We start from the raw sequence: 16817 nt of genomic DNA on the forward strand, positions 1-16817 counted from the left end.
AAGAATGATGAAAATCGATTACAGTGAACAGATGCTTACATGGGAATGGGATGGTTGTGTAATAAAGATAGAACTACCAGATATCATTCATGCGGAATATCATAAAGATGAGAACATGGTGATGGTTTATAGTGGAGAAAACTTTGTAAGCAAAATCATTTTCTACTTTAGTTTAGAAGGAAAACTGTTAGGGAAACAAAATCTACTAGAAGGAACCCTAGATTGGAATCATAATGGCAAACATCAGATTGGTTTTCATCATTTACATCATCTTCGATTTAGTCCTAAATATCAGCGTATCTTCAGTATATTTCGCTCATCCAGCGATTTTGACCTTCCATCAGAACTAGAGGTTTATAATTTAGAAGGTGAGAGAATCGACCAAATTGAATCTCCTGCAGGGTATACAATGCTATACATTTCTGAGATAAGTAAGAAGAAACTGAGAATTGTATGTGAAGCTCTTAAAGAAGATTGTTTTGATAGTTCTGGTCGAAGTGATTTCTATTTTAATGTGGATTTAGAAACTAGAAAATGGATAAAAGATGGCATCGCCTATTAAGGAAGAGAAATAGAAGACGGATTTTTATGATATTTTATGCTGAGAGATAATTGCACTAGGAGAATACAAATGAAACCAACAAAACTACAATGGGAAGATGTTATCCAGTTTGAAGAAGTAAAAGGTTATGGAAAATCCATCTGGAGAAATGATAACAAGTATTATTTAGTTTCAGAAGAGGGAACCGTAGCTTCTTGGTTAGTTGTCTATGAATTACCACAAGAATTATTTACCTTACTAGATAGTGGAGAGCGGACTCTACTTGAAATATCTTGGAAGGTTCAAAACGATTGTTGGCCACCGACGGAAGAAGAAAAGAAAGCTAGTGAGAAACGATTCATAGAAGAGAGTCCCACATCATTAATTGATTTACCTGAAACTAGAGAGTTATTTACTCAGGAAGAGCTTGAAAGATTAATTCCAATTGCTGAGCAAATGTGGATTGACTGGAGAGGCAAACTTCCAGATGATTATGTATCACCACTTAAGTAAGGAATGTATAAATGAAACCAACAAGACTACAATGGGAAGATGTTATCCAGTATGAAGAAGTAAAAGGTTACGGTCAGCATATCTGGAAAGATGAGGACAAGTATTATTTAGTTTTAGAAGAGGGAACCGTAGTTTCTTGGTTAGTTGTCTATGAATTACCACAAGAATTATTTATCTTACTAGAGAGTGGAAAACGGACTCTACTTGAAATATCTTGCAAAGTTAAGCACGATTATTGGCCACCGACAGAAGAAGAAAAGAACGAAATTAGAAAAGATAGAGCTAGAAAAAAGCCAATTGTGCTGATTTCCAACCGTAAAAATCAGTTGCTTTTTAGTGATAAAGAACTTGAAATGCTTATTCCCCAAGCCGAACAACAATGGATAGAATCAATGGGCAAAGTTCCAGATGATTATGTATCGCCACTCAAGTAAAAGAGATATATAATGAAACTGAATTCCAGATATTAGAGAGCTCTAATCCAGTTCACTGAAGCTATGAAAAAGCTTATATCATTTGATTATGGTTAGAAAGGGAGTGGAAATGATAGAAAAGAGAAAACATTATAAAGAACTAGTTCATCTAGGAGAATTTAAGAACAAATTAGTCTATTATGACTTAAAGGCAAAGAAATTGTATTTTTCAATTTCAGAAAGAATTTCTAAGAGTCAACAGTACGTTATACTTTCCCTGGTGTTGTTCGTTCTTCATTTTATCAGATTTCTGAATGTTTTGACAATCTTCAGTATACCTGCTCACAAGTACCTTTATTTGATTTTATTCTCTTGTATTTCCTTGCTTTTCGGGAAATTGCTGGATATCTATTTTAAGAAAGATTTGGATTTGTATCCTGCTCTATTTACAGATTTGGAGTACTTAGAATTCTTAGAGGTAGTAAAGAAAAGTGGAGCTGTTGTTTCTTCCGTAATTCGTGGTAGCGTTATTAGTTTGTTAGTATCTTTAGTCGTCTTCCTGTTATATCCTAGTTTTTTGCCATTATTTTTCCACTCGATACTTTTGTTTATTCTCTATTTGTGTATAGCAAATAATTTGCATAGGTGAAAGAGGGTAATGGGTAGCTTGATAAGAAATGTACGCACCAACTAGATCTTTTTTGCCTATGATAAAGAAGAATTAAAAAAGTAAAGAAAGTTGATTTATATGACAACAGAAATATTGCAATACAAAAATTGTACGGTATTAAAAAACAATAATGATTATCAGATTCTGTGGAGTAGAGGGAAAGAAATGCTTAATTTTCCCATTAGCCAGGAATTAGCAGAACGTGTTTCAAAATCAGAAAAAGACTCTTTAGAGGTAATGTTTTATTGTGAACATCATCGTTGGCCAGAGAAAGAAGAGTTAGAGGATTATAATCATTCAGATACGATTGTACATAAAGGCGATGGATTTGTTGTATATGAGACAAATGGTTATTACGAAATTGGCTTCTTTAAAGAAATTGGAGGAGCCATGGGTCCAGAAGTTTGCTATCCTATCAATAAGGAACTGATGGTTAAAGCATTTGAATCTTCTAGGGGAGCATATGAAGTCATGATTTATGCTGAAACAGGGCGCTGGCCCTTAAGTAAGCAAGATGATATTGATAGAAACTACATACGTAATCATCCTGAAACTATGCTATCAAATATAGAAGATCAACGTGAGTTGTTTGATGTTGAAGAGTTTAAAGCTCTTGTAAAAAAAGCCATCTCTTCAGAACTCAAGCCAACTGAACTTGATGCTATTGGTACAGTTGATAATCATTTAGAGGTTCTTCTGGTGGATTCAGTCGGCTGGCAGGAAGAGATAGAAACAGTTCATCTTGAAATTCTGCAGGAAAAAATTAACAATTATATCTACTTCCTCGAAAGCAAGCAGTATGTAGAGCGATATGGTGATAAGTTTGACAAAAAAGTCATCCATATCACATTCCAGTACTCTCCATCTGATAACGGATTGGCCTTTCTTGCGGCGGTTCAGAAGGTGTTACAACCCACAGATATGAGTTTGAAGGTGGAATTGCCGGAGTAAAGAGGGAGCGGAAACGCTCTCTTTTTGTGGTATAATGAGACTATATTTATAAAAAGATTATTTAGCATTTCTAAATAGCGAACTACTTATGCCAACGATTGACACAACGGGGCATTCTTACGATGATTTTCTATCTGCGATTGAACGTCAAGGCTATTATGAAATCAAAAATCCACGTGTCTATAAGCCTGGCACTAATGAAACTGAGCAAGTTGAGGGGATTTTTAGAATTAATCAATGGAGTAACTAAATGAAAATATATGAATTACCAGAGCCTAAAGATTATCAATCTTTTATTAATTTTTATCGTAATGTGATGGAAGAAGGGAAAGAGGAAGAAGCTTTTTTAGGCACAAATCCAAAATATCGTATATGGCAAAGGGACTCTTATGAACTTGATAGTACAGATATTGGAGTATTAATGGAATATTGCTTATTCCCTCTGTATGCAGAAGGTGATAGGGATATAGTGAGAAGAACCTTTGAAATCTTAAAAGATTTTAGCTTATCGGTTGACCTAGTCAAATTAGATAAGGTAACTGATTATATTTCTATGCAAGGCAGTCGTTTAAGAAGATATACAAGCCTTCCCTTTGTTATTGAAACAGATGAGTTGGTAAGAAATATTATAGAAAGTATTTCAAAATTATAAGATGAACAGAAACGTACTTATACCTATGAAAGACTATGTAATGTATTAGACCGTAGTCCGTTATACAGACAGTGTGATGAAGAAAAGGTAGAGAAGATTCTTAAGGAATTCAAGGAAAAATACTACAATCCACCTAAGGTAGTAGAAACCATTAAAACAGTTGAGAAAATTGAACTAGACGTTACGAGTATAGATGCGATGGGTGTTTCAGATGACCATCTAGAGTTGTTGTTGATTGATGAAAACAAATGGATAGAATCTCTGGAAGAAGAACACTTGTTGAAGCTTCAAGAAAAACTCAATAACTATATCTACTTCCTCGAAAGCAAGCAGTATGTAGAACGATACGGTGATAAGTTTGACAAAAAAATCATCCATATCACATTCCAGTATTCTCCATCAGACAACGGTCTAGCCTTCCTCGCAGCTGTTCAGAAAGTATTGCAACCCACAGATATGAGTTTGAAGGTAGAATTGCCTGAGGATGACACTTTACCAGAGAAGAAGAACTTATCAGTAAATGTAAGTCATTCAAATCATGATCAAGAAAAGGTATCTCAAGAGCGATATCTCCAGATTAAAAAAGAATATAAAATTCGCTTAGGATTAGTGATATTTCTATTTACTATATTTGCAATACTAAGCATAGTACTCATTTTTAATCTTTCTAGATTTATCCCACTTGCAGCAACAGCTATGGCAACAGTTGTGCCTTTTAATCATTTTCTGCTAGTTCCGCTATGGGAACAAAAAAAAGAGATAGAAGAGGAACATCCTGAATGGAAGAAACTGAGTACAAGTGGCGTCAAAGTTCCTTCGTCAGAATCGAGTAAAAGAACTTTGGCGTGTATAGGAACAGTTGTAGCCTTATTCTTCTCTTTTGCGATACTCTACAGACCGGTTAAAGCGAATAAGCCAATACCTAGTATTGAGGAAATCAATAAGATACCAAAATTGGACCGCAAAACACCTAAAACATCAAGCTCTTCTAGTTCTGAAAGAGCTAACTCTTCAGATTCTGGAGCATCGTCTTCTACTGAAGAGAGCACGAAAGCAGAAAGTTCAGGAACGGAATCTTCAAAAGAAGAGACACATAACTATGATTTCCATCTTCCCGGAGTTGATGATGAGGAATTGCGTAGAGTCATTGATAGATCCAAAAAAGATTTTAGAGAGAACCATGCTAAAGAACAGACTACGGAATAGATAGATATAAAAGTAGAATTACTAGCTTAATTGAGGGAGCGAAAACCGCTCTCTTTTTGTGGTATAATGGAATATGTGGAGGGTTAGTATGCGTAAAGAATATCTAGTTTACCAAAATAAAGTATACTCTAATTTTGTGAATTATATAAATGACTATATCCTTCTTTCAGAAGATCCGGCAATGTTGAAAGAAGGATATTTCCCCTATAGTTCCTATATAGATGGTGAAGGAGAAGGTCTATATGGGAAGCTTGTGCCTTATAGTGAGGTTAGTCAGAGGTATTCGGTTTATGATCGTGTTTTGTATAAAGAACATGAATTTACAATTGCTGGTTACAAGCATGGGGATGATGATTTTACAGCACCCGATTCTTATGTGCGACTATTGGTTTTTGATAAAGAATTTCTAATTGAAAACAATTTATATGATGATGCGGAATTATTGGATGTTAAATATGGCCAGACCATGTATGCATCAGGAAAAATCCCTGTCAGCGAAGTAACGATTCTACGTCGTAGAAAGGATTTGCCAGTAGACCGAAGGAGAAAAATATGAAATCAGTTAATTTTACAATAAAAAGCAACCAATCACTAAGAATTGGTGAGGTGCTTCAAGCAGAACTTTTTGAATGTTACAGCGTTTCCGCTAAGGATGCAGGATTAAAGCCATCTGCAGACTCTCTTATTTCGGATTTCCATTCTGTTCAGTTTGGGGTTAAAGAGAAGTCTAGTTTAGGGTTCCGTCTATCTTTTGATCGTCAAGCCTATCAGGTATCTGTCCCAGATTTGGCGACAGCTTCTGATTGGACTGGGGCCTTGATGTTCTTGAAAACCTTGCTCATTCTCTTAGATGTAACTGTATGTGAACATGATGGTGTGGAGTATAATAAAGATTCTATTCTAGAATTTCATTTCACAGATATTTTCTTATCAGCTCTTTCAGAATTGACTAAGGAAGTAAAAGTCCATCCTATAGTAGAAGTTATGGGAGTGAAACGTCCTATTTACATCAATGAACTCTACCTAGGGCAGATTATCCATGTGCCGGACGAGCAACTCTTAAATAGCTATGACCAGCGTTTGCGCTTTACCCAACAGCTAAATGCTTATTACTCTGAGCAGCAAGTTTTTAAAGTAGAGCAAAATGGAGAGGACATCATTATCCCTATCAATTATCTAAATAGTGAAGGACGAACAATCTTACCGGCTCAACCAGAGCTAGAACCTCAATATTTACAAGAGTATCGAGGAAGTAAGGTTGCAGTTGCACGACTATTTATCATGACAGCCGATGGGGAAAAACTAGCCGAGGTTCCTTATCGACAGTTCTTAGAGTCGTTGACTGAGGGCATCTATATGCTAGATGCCAAATACGTTCTTGTAGACCCAATTTCTCCTGAAATGTTGCAGAAGTTATCACAAAACTAACATTCTAAGAAACTGATTCGTCTGTTCAAGATTGAAAAGTTACCATCTGATAGTTTTTTTCAGGTGGTTTTCTCTTTCCTTAAGTTCCCCATTTTATTATTTCTGTATTTATTTTATGCTATAATAAGACAAAGTTTTAATATCATCATTCAACAATAGACTGAGTAAATACCTAGAAATAGGCAGAATAAATCAATGGAGTAACTAAATGCAGACGTATAAATTGAAAAATAAAGAAAATTATAAACACTTTGTCAAACATTATCTAGAAGTGATGAGAGAAGGAAAAGAAGCTGAAGCTTTTCTTGGAGAGGACGTTAGGTATCGTTTTCAACAACGAAACTCAATGATAACAGAATACACTGATATTCAGGTGCTGCTGGAATATTGTTTATTCCCTCTGTATATAGAAAGTGATAAAGATATAGAGAGAAGGACATTTGAGATATTAAAAGAGTTTTCTTTAAGTATTGATGAAAAGAAAATATGGCAAGTTACGGAATATTTATTGATTCAAGATTTCGTTCTAGCGGAATATAAACCCCTCCCTTTTGAAATTGATACAAGAAAATTAGTTCCTCTTATACTTGATACAATAGAAAAACTTCCTAGCGAGTTAAAAACTAGTGGATATTACAGTCGATTGATTGGAAATATTAAATCAATTCCTTCTTTCAAGTCTTATGAGGGGGAAAAGGTAGAGAAAATCCTTAAGGAATTCAAGGAAAAATACTACAATCCACCAAAGGATATCAATTTGTAGGAAAGTGAATGTGGCTGTGGCGATAATGGAGAAATTTTGATGACAAAACAGGAACTAGCGAATTTCATTAGTAAACATAGAGATAAAATAGGGACATTTTATATTGCGCTTGATGAACGATTTGAAGGTCAATTTACCTTGGGATACTATTACGATGAGAAGTCTAAACAATATAAAGTATATGAGGTTAATGAGCGCCAAGATATCTGGATAAGAGACGAATTTAAAAATGAAAGTGATGCAATAAATCGACTTTATCGTTTGATAAAAACAACATTTTGGATAAAAGAATCTCTTATTCAGTTAGATGTTTCAGAAATTGATGCAATCGGAACGAGTGATACAAACTTGGAACTTTTATTAATAGATGGCAATCTTTGGCTTCCAGATACTGAAGAAGAACATCTTTTGAAACTTCAAGAAAAACTTAACAACTATATCTACTTCCTCGAAATCAAGCAATATGTGGATCGATATGGCGATAGCTTTGACAAAAAAATCATCCGTATCACATTCCAATATTCTCCATCGGATAATGGACTAGCCTTTCTCGCTGCGGTTCAGAAGACATTACAGAATACAGATATGAGCCTGAAGGTAGAATTACCTGAGTGACAAAGAGAGCGGAAACGCTCTTTTTTATGTTATAATAGGCATAGAATGTATAGGAGAAAGAGATGAAGGAAAATAAACGCTTATTTTGGGTTGTTAGTGTGATGTTAATGGTCCTGACTCTTTATACACTGACTGGATGTAGTTTGGGTGGTGAAACCATTCCCAAAAACAGAACAAAGGAACAGTACGAATTTGAAAAAACGTTTGAGCCTATATTTAAATTTTTAGAGCAAGATAAGAAGGATTTTAATGGATTAAAGCTTTACAAAAATAGTATTTATATAGAGAGTGGAAACGTAGTAAAGGATTATAAAGTATTCTTAGATACTAGCCAATCTGACATTAAGGGTGACTATACAATAAAAATTGGGGATAATAAAGAAACAGTTCCTGTTACTTACTCTAATGGGAAGTTAAATTATGGGTCGGAGGTAACTCCTTTATATGATGAAGAAATTCTTAATTTGGTAGTACAAAGAGATTATTTCGCTTCCTTGAATATAAAAGAAACCTTTAAGAGTGCTGAAACTGAATTGAGCGATATTATCTACCAGCCTGAAAATCATTCTGACCTCTATAAATATCTTAAAAATAAGTACGACATGCCAGAAGATACGACCTGTCGAATAATATTAGATTACTCTAGTGGAACAATCTATGGAATTTCAATACTAATGGAATCTAAGGATGAGGCTGTTCAAATAGATTTAACTATATTTAAACAACGGGAGGATAATCAATGAATGAAATTGAAAAAAGGAACCGTCGGGTTGAAAGGTAAAGCACTATAAAAGCTGTTTTATAACTGATTTTTAATGAGCATCAGGAGATATTATGTTAAAATCGAACAAGTGGATATTCCTTGCAATTTCCGTTCCCTTTATTATTATTGGTTTGTCATATTTGTTAATTAGGATACCGATTGGGAACACTGGTAAGTTTATTCATGATCATGCGGATTCTATCAAAAGCGAAATTATTGCAGACATAGACAGTCAAGGGCAATATATAAAGTCAGTGACGCTTTTACCAGGTTCTGCGAGGGGAGGCTTTGATAATGGTGGAGATGTAGGTGGAAATTATCATATTTCCTTTACAGCCTATGCTAATAATAATCGCAAGCAGTCAATGAAAGTAGAATTATACTTTCCTGATGCTGGTATAGGTCCTTTTACATTTATAAAACCCAATCCTTATAAATCTCCTGAAACTATGAGGAGATGGTACTTATCAGTAGTAGAGGTATCAAGTGACCCCTCGTGGGATTGGAAGCGAGAGCAAGATAAATTGACTGAAACTATGAATAAACTTGAGAGCAAGAGCAAGGATGCCTCCAGGCAAGTTGAAAAAGAAATTATGATTCGTAATCTTAACAGATGGCTACAAGAACATGAGGAAAATTTCAAACTAGCTATCCAAACAGACCTGTATAGAAACGACCCAGAATTGGAACAGAAATTAGGAAAGATTCAAAGTATCAGTGTAAGTGAATATCAAATGTACATTCCTTCGACAGGTAGCGACATTAGTTTTGATGTTCGATTTGAGAAATATCCTGAAGAAGTAGCTACTATAAACGTTCGCTTGCATTCCCAAGGGGAACAATCAGTTTTTAAGGATCCCTCAGTAGCTGCAACTATTAGTTTTGAAAGAGAACGTTTTGTTATAAAAACTGTGTACGACTCCAAGCTATTTCCAATTTTTAATCAAAGTCGATTTGGTAATAGTAATGGAGAAATATCTTATGAACTCCCAAAAGATTATGAAAATCAATTTTTAATTCCTTAACTTTCAAGCAAGCTATTATGCTTGCTTTATCTTTATGGCTTCAAGCCATAAGAGTAAGAACGACAAATCGATGCATGATAGAGGAGATTCAAGCTTATATCTTTTCCTTGTAGACATGGGATACTGATGTTTTCAAGTATAAAGGAGTAAAAATGATGCTAGCTATTTGTATAGATTCTATAGGTGACAAGTCAGGAACCTATAAGTTGTTAAGAAATTATTCATCCTTGCCTTTCTCTTTAATTCAATCCAGAATAGAAGATCATGACACGGTAATAGAAGTAGACATGTTAGATTTGGATGAATTGAAAAAGGTTAGAGCACTCATCCATGAGTTGAGTGCTATTGGGACTATGGTTACGATGAGAGATTCGACTGGTATTATCACCTTAGAATTTTTAAATAATATTATTTCTACCTTCGAAGAGATTGCGGCTGAAAGAGAAGAATTAGATGCTCTGATGTTTGAGGAGGAAGAGTGATTGTCACCTTTTCCAGTGAATCATACATTCCCAAGATAATTTTTAGTAATAAAAGGAAAATCAATGAAAGATAATAAAAATTTGTTGCTCTTTCTACAGGAGTTGATATACGGTCTTGTAGATTTTATCAGTGAGAAAGAATATAAGGAATTTGTCTTTGACTCCTTAAAACTTTCAAAACAGGAGCTTGATAAAGAGAGTGGGTTTTGTCCAGATGATTTATACAATCGATTGGAAAATATGGATGAGCAGGATATCTTGACATTTCAGATGCTAGATAAGAAAACCAATCCACTAGTATGGAACTGTATCGCTAATTTCTTTGTCTTAGTTTGTCATTATTCTTATATGGCTTCGGGGGAAGTCTACCTGCCACAAACGATAGAAAGTGTCGACGAGGACACACTGGCTGTTCTTGCCTTAAGCTACAAACAAATCCTATCTGAAAACAGTGAACTCATTTCACAAATATCTGGGCCAGAAATAGAAGGATATTTAAAGGATGAGCTCGTTAAAAACTACTTTGGACCACTATTTTTATCTGATGAGAACGAATAGGCTATTCGTTCAAGTATAGATCAGGAGAGGATATGCTTACGAGTTATTTTATGTTGATTTTTGCTGAAGCAATTGCAAACCGTATGGAAACGCAATATACTTCACATATTCGAAACGCCTTGGATGCGTGTTGGAGTTTTTTGGAGAATAGAGATAAAAGGGGAGAGGAACTTTATCACCTTTTAGATGATGGGACAGACTTCAGTGGAATATTTATCTACATGCAGTTAGATGAAAATGAAGCGAATGGTCTCTTGTGGGACAACATTAGTTATGCAATAGGTGTGACTGCTAAAGAAGCTTTTGAGTTTGAAAATAAGAAGGAGCTTCCTTCTCCCTTGGAAAACATTGAACCGGAACTACTTGATGTCTTTATTGATAATTTAAAAGAGATTAGCATGGATCTTTATCATCACGTCGAAACAGTAAAAATTTTCATCAATAAAAATCCATACCCATCAAGAGAATCTGCCCTAAAAGAACTAGATAGACTAGGATTACTTAGATGATTTGAATAGATGATTTGGCGAAAATTCAAAAAGAACACCCCGGAAGTTAGAGTGTCATCTCTACCTTTTGGGGTGTCGTTTATTTTTAATAGTTAAGCATTTTAAAGTACCCACGTACGGATAGCATGGGCAACGCCAGATTCATCATTTGTTTTGGTGATGTATTTGGCGATTTTTTTGAGTTCTGGATTTCCATTTTCCATAACAACGGGATTTCCAACGACTTCCAGCATGGTGCGGTCATTCTCTTCGTCACCGATCGCCATGGTTTCATCTTTGGTCAATCCGAGTTTTTCAGCTAGATGGGTAATAGCTGAACCCTTGTCTACATTCTTTTTAAGGAGTTCGAGGTAGAAAGGAGCAGATTTGTTGATGGAGTAGCGCTCGTAAAATTCTGCTGGAATTTTTTCAATCGTAGCGTCGAGAATTTCTGGTTCATCGATAAACATACACTTGACGATTTCCTTGTCAGCCATTTCTTCAGGAGTGCGGTAGAAGATGGGCATGCTGACGAGGGTTGATTCGTGCACCGTGTACTTTCCGATATTGCGATTGGCAGTATAGATACCGTCCTTGGTAATAGCGTGCATGTGGACACCGAGCTTGCGACTGAGAAATTCCATATCCAGATAATCCTCATAGGTCAAGGATTCGCTGATAATCTCATGGCCAGTAGCAGTTTCTTGGACAAGGGCACCGTTGAAGGTCACGACATAGTCACCTTGGTCTCTTAACTGCAAGTCGTCCAGAAGTTTGGCAACACCTGCGATAGGACGACCCGTTGCAATCACGACTTTGACGCCAGCTTCTTTGGCATCTTGGATGGCAGAAAAGACTTCCGGAGTGATTTCTTTTTTACTGTTAACCAGGGTACCATCGATATCGACGGCGATTAGTTTAATACTCATAAATTTCCTCTATTCGTTCTTATTTGGGGTAAAATGATCGTTCTCAATCAAGTGTAAAAATTGCTGGGTGATACTTGCGAAGATGCTATTTTGGTCCAACATTTCTTTCGGGAAATAGAAACGATTGTCTCCATGGCGACTGCCAGCAAGGGATTGGACGATAGGAGACAGGCTAGAGAGTTCAGCCAGTTCTCCATTTTTTTGTATAATCTCAATCTGTGTCCGTGGATTTTCAGATTCGGGACGATAGATATCATAAGGGAGGTCAAAGTTCTTATGAATGGCAGTATAGTAGTCTGGATCAAAACCGATTTCTTCAACCAGTTGTCTCATGGTTGCGAGTTGGTCTTGGTCTTTTTCTGAAAAAGTAATGGATTTAAAGACCTTGCGGTTGACAAAACGTTGCGACAAGTCGGCTAGTATCTTGTCAGGACTGGTCATCCAGAGTTGGAAGTAGGTATTCATCACGCCGTCATCAAGTGCCAGATAATCAGATAGAGTAACTTTCTTTTCAAAAAAAGGTAGCAAATGAGGAGAAGTGCGTGCAAAGAAGTCCTTGTCTTCAGGATAGAGTTCCTTAGCGCGTTTGAGGAGATTCTGTAGAAGAACCTCCATGGCGCGTGTTGCTGGGTGGAAATAAACCTGCATATACATCTGGTAGCGACTGAGAACGTAGTCTTCGATGGCATGCATGCCGTTGCGCTGAAAGGCGATCCCATTTTCGACAGGACGAATGACTCGGAGGATGCGAGTCAGGTCAAATTCCCCATAAGATGCTCCTGTAAAATAAGAGTCGCGCAATAGATAGTCCATGCGATCCGCATCAATCTGACTAGAAATGAGCTGCACGACCTGCTTGTTAGGATAGGTATGGTCGATAACACTGGCTACCTTTTCTGGGCAATCTGGCGCTACTTGTAGCAGGACTTGGTGAATCTCTGTCTCAGGACTTTGGATGATTTCCTGAGTAATGGCTTCATGATTTGTATCAAAAAGATTTTCAAAAGTATGCGAGTAGGCACCATGCCCAAGGTCGTGTAGGAGAGCAGCGGTCATGGTCAAGAGAGACTCAGCAGGATCCCATTCTTCAGGGTATTTTTCTTCAAAAATCTCCGTGATACGTCGAGCAATCTCATAGACTCCCAAACAGTGGGAAAAGCGACTGTGCTCACCACCATGGAAGGTATAACTGGAAGTCCCTAGCTGTTTGATACGGCGAAGACGTTGAAATTCTTTTGTATTGATCAAGTCGTATATGACCTGATTATTGACGTGGATATAGTTGTGAACTGGGTCACGGAATACTTTTTCGTTCATATGACCATTATAGCAAAATCCTGCTCTTTTTGGTAAAATAGTAGGACAAGAGACAAGAAAGAGGATTTGATGTGAAGATTCGGATGCGAAATACGATTCAGTTTGATGAACAATTGGAAGTCATTGACCAACTCTATGACGTGGAAGTGCGTGAAAAGGGAGATTATCACTATCTGCTTTTCTACAATGAGGAAAAAGAAAAAGTGGTTCTCAAGTTTCATAGTCAAGAACTGGTGATGACCCGTTTCTCGAGTCCCAAAACCATCATGCGTTTTCTAAAGGATAGTGATAGTTTAGCCTATATTCCGACTCCAATGGGGATGCAGGAGTTTATCATTCAAACGAATCACTATGAATTGGATGGGCAAAAGATTGAATTAGCCTATCAACTGCAAAACCAAGAGGGACACCCCTTTGCCAGCTATCAATTAGAAATTACTTGGGGATAAGAAAAAGGTTGGCGGAAGCCAACCTTATTTGATATAGAGTTCTTGATTTTTTAGGACAATTTCACGAACACTTGCGAATTTCTTGAGTTTTTTCAGTTCTTCAGGATGGGTTACCAGAGTGATAACATAGCCCTCCTTGCCCATGCGACCTGTACGACCAGCACGGTGGGTATAGGTTTCCATATCTCTAGGGACGTCGAAGTTGACAACACATTCCAAGCTATCAATATCAATCCCACGAGCCAAAAGATCAGTTGCAAGGAGTAGGGTTAGCTGCTTGCCTTTAAACTTTTCTAAGATGACTTTTCGAAATTTAACATTGACATCGCTAGCGAGGGAAACAGCCAAGATATCGCGATACTGTAATTTTTCTTCTGCACTTCCAAGGTCTGACAAGCTGTTAAAGAAGACCAGACCACGGAAATCCTCTACATGTGCTAGTTTTCGTAGCATGTCCACTCGGTGACGTTGGTCTACCTGCATGTAGAAGTGTTGGATGTTGTCCAGTTTTTGATCAGAGAGATCAATAGTGCGCGTGTTTGGTGCAATCTTTTCTTGGTCAAACTTGGTCGTCGCACTCATGTAGATGAGTTGGTGGTCACGAGGTGCGTAGTGGGTGATTTTCTCGACAAAGTGAATTTGAGAATCATCGAACAATTGGTCAAATTCATCCAGAATGATGGTTTCTACATTCATCATCTTGATTTTTTTCAATTTAATCAACTCAAAGATACGGCCAGGTGTTCCAATCAGAATTTCTGGTCCTTTTTTAAGACGTTCAATCTGGCGTTTCTGACTCGAACCTGATAAGAAGAGCTGAGCAGTTAAGCCGATAGCCTCTGACCACGTTTTACATACATCAAAAATCTGTCCAGCTAGTTCTGTATTTGGTGCTAGGATCAAGAGTTGCTGGGCTTTTTTCTTTTGTAGTCTGAGAAGACTTGGCAGGAGGTAAGCTAGGGTCTTACCAGTTCCTGTCGGGCTTACTCCCAGTAAGTTTTCTCCAGCTAGTATAGGCTCAAATAGTTGAGTTTGAATGGGGGTAAATTCTTGGAAACCGAGTTGGTCACTCAATTCCTGCCATTCAGTCGGTAGTTTGGTTTTCATTTTTCTGCCTCAAATCTAATGCCAGCAGTCTGGCGCATGGTATAGAGTAAATCATGAACAGAGCTTGCATCATCCAGCCAGTTCTGGTAGAAAGTCTGGTCTGGTTGCTGGATCATCTGTGCAAATGCAGCAACTTCCTCAGTCATCGTATGGGGAGCTTGTTGGATAGGGAGCTGGATTGGATTTCCTTGGTGGTCGCTAAAAATAGCTGAGCGGACATGTTCAATCGTGTTAAGGGTCAAGGTTCCATCTGCTGTGTAAATCTCACAAGGAAGATTGGAAGTAATGTTTTTTCCTGCCTTGATATGAACTTGAAAGTCAGGGTAGAAGAGGATACCATCGCCATTTAGGTCAATGCTATTGTCAAGCTGTTGAGCCTGATAGGTCGCGTCCTGAGCCTTTCCAAAGAGACGAATAGCAGCGTAGAGGGGATAAATCCCCAAGTCCATAAGAGCTCCACCAGCAAAACGGTCTGAAAAGACATTGGGAGTCTGTCCAGCCAACAAGTCAGGCATCTTGGAAGAATACTTGGCATAGTTGAAATCTGCTCCCAGCACTTGCTTGTCTGCTAAAAAGTTTTTGATAGTGGTAAAAGCTTCTTCGTGGTAATTACGAGCTGCTTCAAAGATAAAACAGTGATTTTTCTCAGCTGTTTGTCTCAAATCTAGCCATTCATGTGGCTGAGTGACAGCTGGCTTTTCAAGAATGACGTGTTTCCCAAAAGACAAGGCTGCTTTGGCTTGAACAAAATGCAAGGAGTTTGGACTAGCGATATAGACTACATCAAAGGAGCTCTTGAAGAAGTCTTCTACTTGATCAAAGAGTTGGATATCTTGATAGCGAGAAGCAAAGGTTGCTGCTGTTTCTATCTTTCTAGAATAGACAGCGACCAGCTGGTATTCTCCGTTAGCATGGGCTGCTTCTATGAAATGATGACTGATAGCCCCTGTTCCGATGACACCTAATTTAAGCATAAATACTCCTTTTCCGACTTCAAATCCTTCCTTCATTATAACATAGAAAAGAAGGACTATCCAACAGATGGTAAAAATTTTCAAATGGGCTACGCATTTTTAGGAGAAAGTGGTACAATATTGAAATGAGTAAATGAAACTGAATTGGGAGAGAAAATGAGATTATTACCAATAAGAAAAATATCACGTCAGTCTAAGCGACTAGCGCTTTTTTTGACTTTTTGTGCAGGATATGTCGATGCTTATACCTTTATCGTGCGAGGGAACACCCTTGTCGCTGGACAGACTGGGAATGTGGTTTTTCTTTCTGTAGGACTTATTCAACAAAATGTATCGGATGCCAGTGCCAAAGTAATGACCTTGTTTTCCTTTATGATGGGTGTCTTTTTTCTGACATTGTATAAGGAAAAACTACGAATTGTTAAAAAGCCGATTTTGTCCTTGATTCCACTTGCAGTCTTATCCCTAATTATAGGCTTTGTGCCGCAAACGGTTGACAATATCTATCTCGTACCGCCCTTGGCCTTTTGTATGGGACTGGTGACAACAGCCTTTGGAGAAGTGTCAGGTATTGCCTATAATAATGCTTTTATGACGGGCAATATTAAACGAACCATGTTGGCTTTTGGAGATTATTTCCGGACCAAGCATACGCCTTTTCTACGAGAGGGCTTGATTTTTGTTAGCTTACTTAGTAGTTTTGTCTTCGGAGTTGTTTTTTCAGCTTATTTGACGATTTACTATCAGGAGAAGACAATTCTAGGTGTTCCTCTTATGATGAGTATCTTTTACTTCAGTATGCTTTTTGCTTCTTGGAGAAAAAAAGGGAAAGAAAAAGCTTAAATTTGATTGATTTCGCTTGTAAGAAAAAAGAAGATATGCTATACTTGAAGAGTTGACTATGCACAATCCTGTGCAACCGCACGAACATCGTTTGCTCATCGTATACAAAATTTAAACTTTGTTATACTTA

20 protein-coding genes, 1 pseudogene and 1 other annotated feature (1 of these 22 only partly in view) are annotated in these 16817 nt (G+C 37.3%); of the genes and pseudogenes, 17 read left to right on the forward strand and 4 right to left on the reverse strand.

Features of this window, described 5'->3' with window-relative positions:
* Positions 1-7: 7 nt before the first annotated feature.
* The 15 genes and pseudogenes from AXF18_RS06785 (at position 8) to AXF18_RS06860 (ending at position 11089) form a co-directional block, all read left to right on the forward strand.
* Complete coding sequence (locus AXF18_RS06785; RefSeq protein ID WP_049550022.1) at positions 8-562, forward strand: hypothetical protein; 555 nt, start codon at positions 8-10, stop codon at positions 560-562.
* 69 nt (positions 563-631) lie between these two features.
* Positions 632-1054 (forward strand): hypothetical protein, encoded by a 423-nt coding sequence (locus AXF18_RS06790; RefSeq protein WP_049490227.1) that lies wholly within the window; start codon positions 632-634, stop codon positions 1052-1054.
* An 11-nt stretch (positions 1055-1065) separates the two neighbouring features.
* Positions 1066-1488, forward strand: a complete 423-nt coding sequence (locus AXF18_RS06795) for a hypothetical protein (RefSeq protein WP_000805398.1) — start codon at positions 1066-1068, stop codon at positions 1486-1488.
* Positions 1489-2374: 886 nt separating this feature from the next.
* A complete protein-coding gene (locus tag AXF18_RS06805; protein WP_225893252.1) occupies positions 2375-3088 on the forward strand; it encodes a DUF6572 domain-containing protein in 714 nt (237 codons plus the stop codon).
* 88 nt (positions 3089-3176) lie between these two features.
* Positions 3177-3338, forward strand: a complete 162-nt coding sequence (locus tag AXF18_RS10160; protein WP_001142078.1) for a hypothetical protein — start codon at positions 3177-3179, stop codon at positions 3336-3338.
* Positions 3339-4223, forward strand: a pseudogene (gene ifs / locus AXF18_RS06810) (NAD glycohydrolase toxin immunity factor); the annotation flags it as partial.
* Between the two features lie 811 nt (positions 4224-5034).
* A complete protein-coding gene (locus AXF18_RS06820; RefSeq protein ID WP_065371716.1) occupies positions 5035-5502 on the forward strand; it encodes a hypothetical protein in 468 nt (155 codons plus the stop codon).
* On the forward strand, positions 5499-6374 hold the full coding sequence (locus AXF18_RS06825; RefSeq protein WP_049550020.1) for a DUF4299 family protein: 876 nt from the start codon (positions 5499-5501) through the stop codon (positions 6372-6374). The genes AXF18_RS06820 and AXF18_RS06825 overlap by 4 nt, the downstream gene beginning before the upstream one ends.
* A gap of 208 nt (positions 6375-6582) precedes the next feature.
* Entirely contained in the window at positions 6583-7137 is a 555-nt protein-coding gene (locus AXF18_RS06830) for an NAD glycohydrolase inhibitor (RefSeq protein ID WP_065371717.1), read from the forward strand.
* Positions 7138-7176: 39 nt separating this feature from the next.
* Complete coding sequence (locus tag AXF18_RS06835; protein ID WP_049490223.1) at positions 7177-7752, forward strand: DUF6572 domain-containing protein; 576 nt, start codon at positions 7177-7179, stop codon at positions 7750-7752.
* Between the two features lie 62 nt (positions 7753-7814).
* The gene (locus tag AXF18_RS06840) at positions 7815-8495 is read left to right on the forward strand and encodes a hypothetical protein (RefSeq protein ID WP_049490222.1); all 681 of its coding nucleotides are present in this window, start codon (positions 7815-7817) and stop codon (positions 8493-8495) included.
* Positions 8496-8586: 91 nt separating this feature from the next.
* The gene (locus tag AXF18_RS06845; protein WP_065371718.1) at positions 8587-9540 is read left to right on the forward strand and encodes a hypothetical protein; all 954 of its coding nucleotides are present in this window, start codon (positions 8587-8589) and stop codon (positions 9538-9540) included.
* 155 nt (positions 9541-9695) lie between these two features.
* Positions 9696-10022, forward strand: coding sequence for a hypothetical protein (locus AXF18_RS06850; RefSeq protein ID WP_044021737.1), 327 nt, complete (start codon positions 9696-9698; stop codon positions 10020-10022).
* A 63-nt stretch (positions 10023-10085) separates the two neighbouring features.
* Positions 10086-10580 carry an Imm6 family immunity protein gene (locus AXF18_RS06855; protein ID WP_000654326.1) on the forward strand — a complete coding sequence of 165 codons (495 nt, stop codon included), beginning with the start codon at positions 10086-10088 and terminating at the stop codon, positions 10578-10580.
* A 32-nt stretch (positions 10581-10612) separates the two neighbouring features.
* The gene (locus AXF18_RS06860) at positions 10613-11089 is read left to right on the forward strand and encodes an Imm6 family immunity protein (RefSeq protein WP_049550017.1); all 477 of its coding nucleotides are present in this window, start codon (positions 10613-10615) and stop codon (positions 11087-11089) included.
* A 101-nt stretch (positions 11090-11190) separates the two neighbouring features.
* Here the strand turns inward: AXF18_RS06860 and yidA are convergent, their stop codons facing one another.
* On the reverse strand, positions 11191-11997 hold the full coding sequence (gene yidA, locus AXF18_RS06865; RefSeq protein ID WP_000023486.1) for a sugar-phosphatase: 807 nt from the start codon (positions 11995-11997) through the stop codon (positions 11191-11193).
* Positions 11998-12006: 9 nt separating this feature from the next.
* On the reverse strand, positions 12007-13314 hold the full coding sequence (locus AXF18_RS06870) for an HD domain-containing protein (RefSeq protein WP_001003530.1): 1308 nt from the start codon (positions 13312-13314) through the stop codon (positions 12007-12009).
* 71 nt (positions 13315-13385) lie between these two features.
* Between AXF18_RS06870 and AXF18_RS06875 the strand changes: the two genes are divergently transcribed.
* The gene (locus AXF18_RS06875; RefSeq protein ID WP_002881798.1) at positions 13386-13763 is read left to right on the forward strand and encodes a DUF1934 domain-containing protein; all 378 of its coding nucleotides are present in this window, start codon (positions 13386-13388) and stop codon (positions 13761-13763) included.
* A 24-nt stretch (positions 13764-13787) separates the two neighbouring features.
* On the opposite strand, the gene AXF18_RS06880 is transcribed toward AXF18_RS06875, so the two are convergent.
* On the reverse strand, positions 13788-14870 hold the full coding sequence (locus tag AXF18_RS06880; RefSeq protein ID WP_000850570.1) for a DEAD/DEAH box helicase: 1083 nt from the start codon (positions 14868-14870) through the stop codon (positions 13788-13790).
* Entirely contained in the window at positions 14867-15844 is a 978-nt protein-coding gene (locus AXF18_RS06885; RefSeq protein ID WP_000915870.1) for a Gfo/Idh/MocA family protein, read from the reverse strand. Before AXF18_RS06885 ends, AXF18_RS06880 begins: the two co-directional genes overlap by 4 nt.
* A gap of 156 nt (positions 15845-16000) precedes the next feature.
* Here AXF18_RS06885 and AXF18_RS06890 point away from each other — a divergent pair, with 156 nt between their 5' ends.
* On the forward strand, positions 16001-16687 hold the full coding sequence (locus tag AXF18_RS06890; RefSeq protein ID WP_001238358.1) for a YoaK family protein: 687 nt from the start codon (positions 16001-16003) through the stop codon (positions 16685-16687).
* A 64-nt stretch (positions 16688-16751) separates the two neighbouring features.
* Positions 16752-16817, forward strand: a sequence feature (ribosomal protein L21 leader region); it runs 55 nt beyond the window's last position.

The organism is Streptococcus sp. oral taxon 064 (assembly GCF_001683375.1).
GTDB classification, from domain to species: domain Bacteria; phylum Bacillota; class Bacilli; order Lactobacillales; family Streptococcaceae; genus Streptococcus; species Streptococcus oralis_S.

What these genes read in the sequence shown, in the direction of transcription:
- AXF18_RS06785 (WP_049550022.1), top strand. Translation starts at nt 8, where the DNA reads ATGAAAATCGATTACAGTGAACAGATGCTTACATGGGAATGGGATGGT.
- AXF18_RS06790 (WP_049490227.1), top strand. Translation starts at nt 632, where the DNA reads ATGAAACCAACAAAACTACAATGGGAAGATGTTATCCAGTTTGAAGAA.
- AXF18_RS06795 (WP_000805398.1), top strand. Translation starts at nt 1,066, where the DNA reads ATGAAACCAACAAGACTACAATGGGAAGATGTTATCCAGTATGAAGAA.
- AXF18_RS06805 (WP_225893252.1), top strand. Translation starts at nt 2,375, where the DNA reads ATGTTTTATTGTGAACATCATCGTTGGCCAGAGAAAGAAGAGTTAGAG.
- AXF18_RS10160 (WP_001142078.1), top strand. Translation starts at nt 3,177, where the DNA reads ATGCCAACGATTGACACAACGGGGCATTCTTACGATGATTTTCTATCT.
- AXF18_RS06820 (WP_065371716.1), top strand. Translation starts at nt 5,035, where the DNA reads ATGCGTAAAGAATATCTAGTTTACCAAAATAAAGTATACTCTAATTTT.
- AXF18_RS06825 (WP_049550020.1), top strand. Translation starts at nt 5,499, where the DNA reads ATGAAATCAGTTAATTTTACAATAAAAAGCAACCAATCACTAAGAATT.
- AXF18_RS06830 (WP_065371717.1), top strand. Translation starts at nt 6,583, where the DNA reads ATGCAGACGTATAAATTGAAAAATAAAGAAAATTATAAACACTTTGTC.
- AXF18_RS06835 (WP_049490223.1), top strand. Translation starts at nt 7,177, where the DNA reads ATGACAAAACAGGAACTAGCGAATTTCATTAGTAAACATAGAGATAAA.
- AXF18_RS06840 (WP_049490222.1), top strand. Translation starts at nt 7,815, where the DNA reads ATGAAGGAAAATAAACGCTTATTTTGGGTTGTTAGTGTGATGTTAATG.
- AXF18_RS06845 (WP_065371718.1), top strand. Translation starts at nt 8,587, where the DNA reads ATGTTAAAATCGAACAAGTGGATATTCCTTGCAATTTCCGTTCCCTTT.
- AXF18_RS06850 (WP_044021737.1), top strand. Translation starts at nt 9,696, where the DNA reads ATGCTAGCTATTTGTATAGATTCTATAGGTGACAAGTCAGGAACCTAT.
- AXF18_RS06855 (WP_000654326.1), top strand. Translation starts at nt 10,086, where the DNA reads ATGAAAGATAATAAAAATTTGTTGCTCTTTCTACAGGAGTTGATATAC.
- AXF18_RS06860 (WP_049550017.1), top strand. Translation starts at nt 10,613, where the DNA reads ATGCTTACGAGTTATTTTATGTTGATTTTTGCTGAAGCAATTGCAAAC.
- yidA (WP_000023486.1), bottom strand. Translation starts at nt 11,997, where the DNA reads ATGAGTATTAAACTAATCGCCGTCGATATCGATGGTACCCTGGTTAAC.
- AXF18_RS06870 (WP_001003530.1), bottom strand. Translation starts at nt 13,314, where the DNA reads ATGAACGAAAAAGTATTCCGTGACCCAGTTCACAACTATATCCACGTC.
- AXF18_RS06880 (WP_000850570.1), bottom strand. Translation starts at nt 14,870, where the DNA reads ATGAAAACCAAACTACCGACTGAATGGCAGGAATTGAGTGACCAACTC.
- AXF18_RS06885 (WP_000915870.1), bottom strand. Translation starts at nt 15,844, where the DNA reads ATGCTTAAATTAGGTGTCATCGGAACAGGGGCTATCAGTCATCATTTC.
- AXF18_RS06890 (WP_001238358.1), top strand. Translation starts at nt 16,001, where the DNA reads ATGAGATTATTACCAATAAGAAAAATATCACGTCAGTCTAAGCGACTA.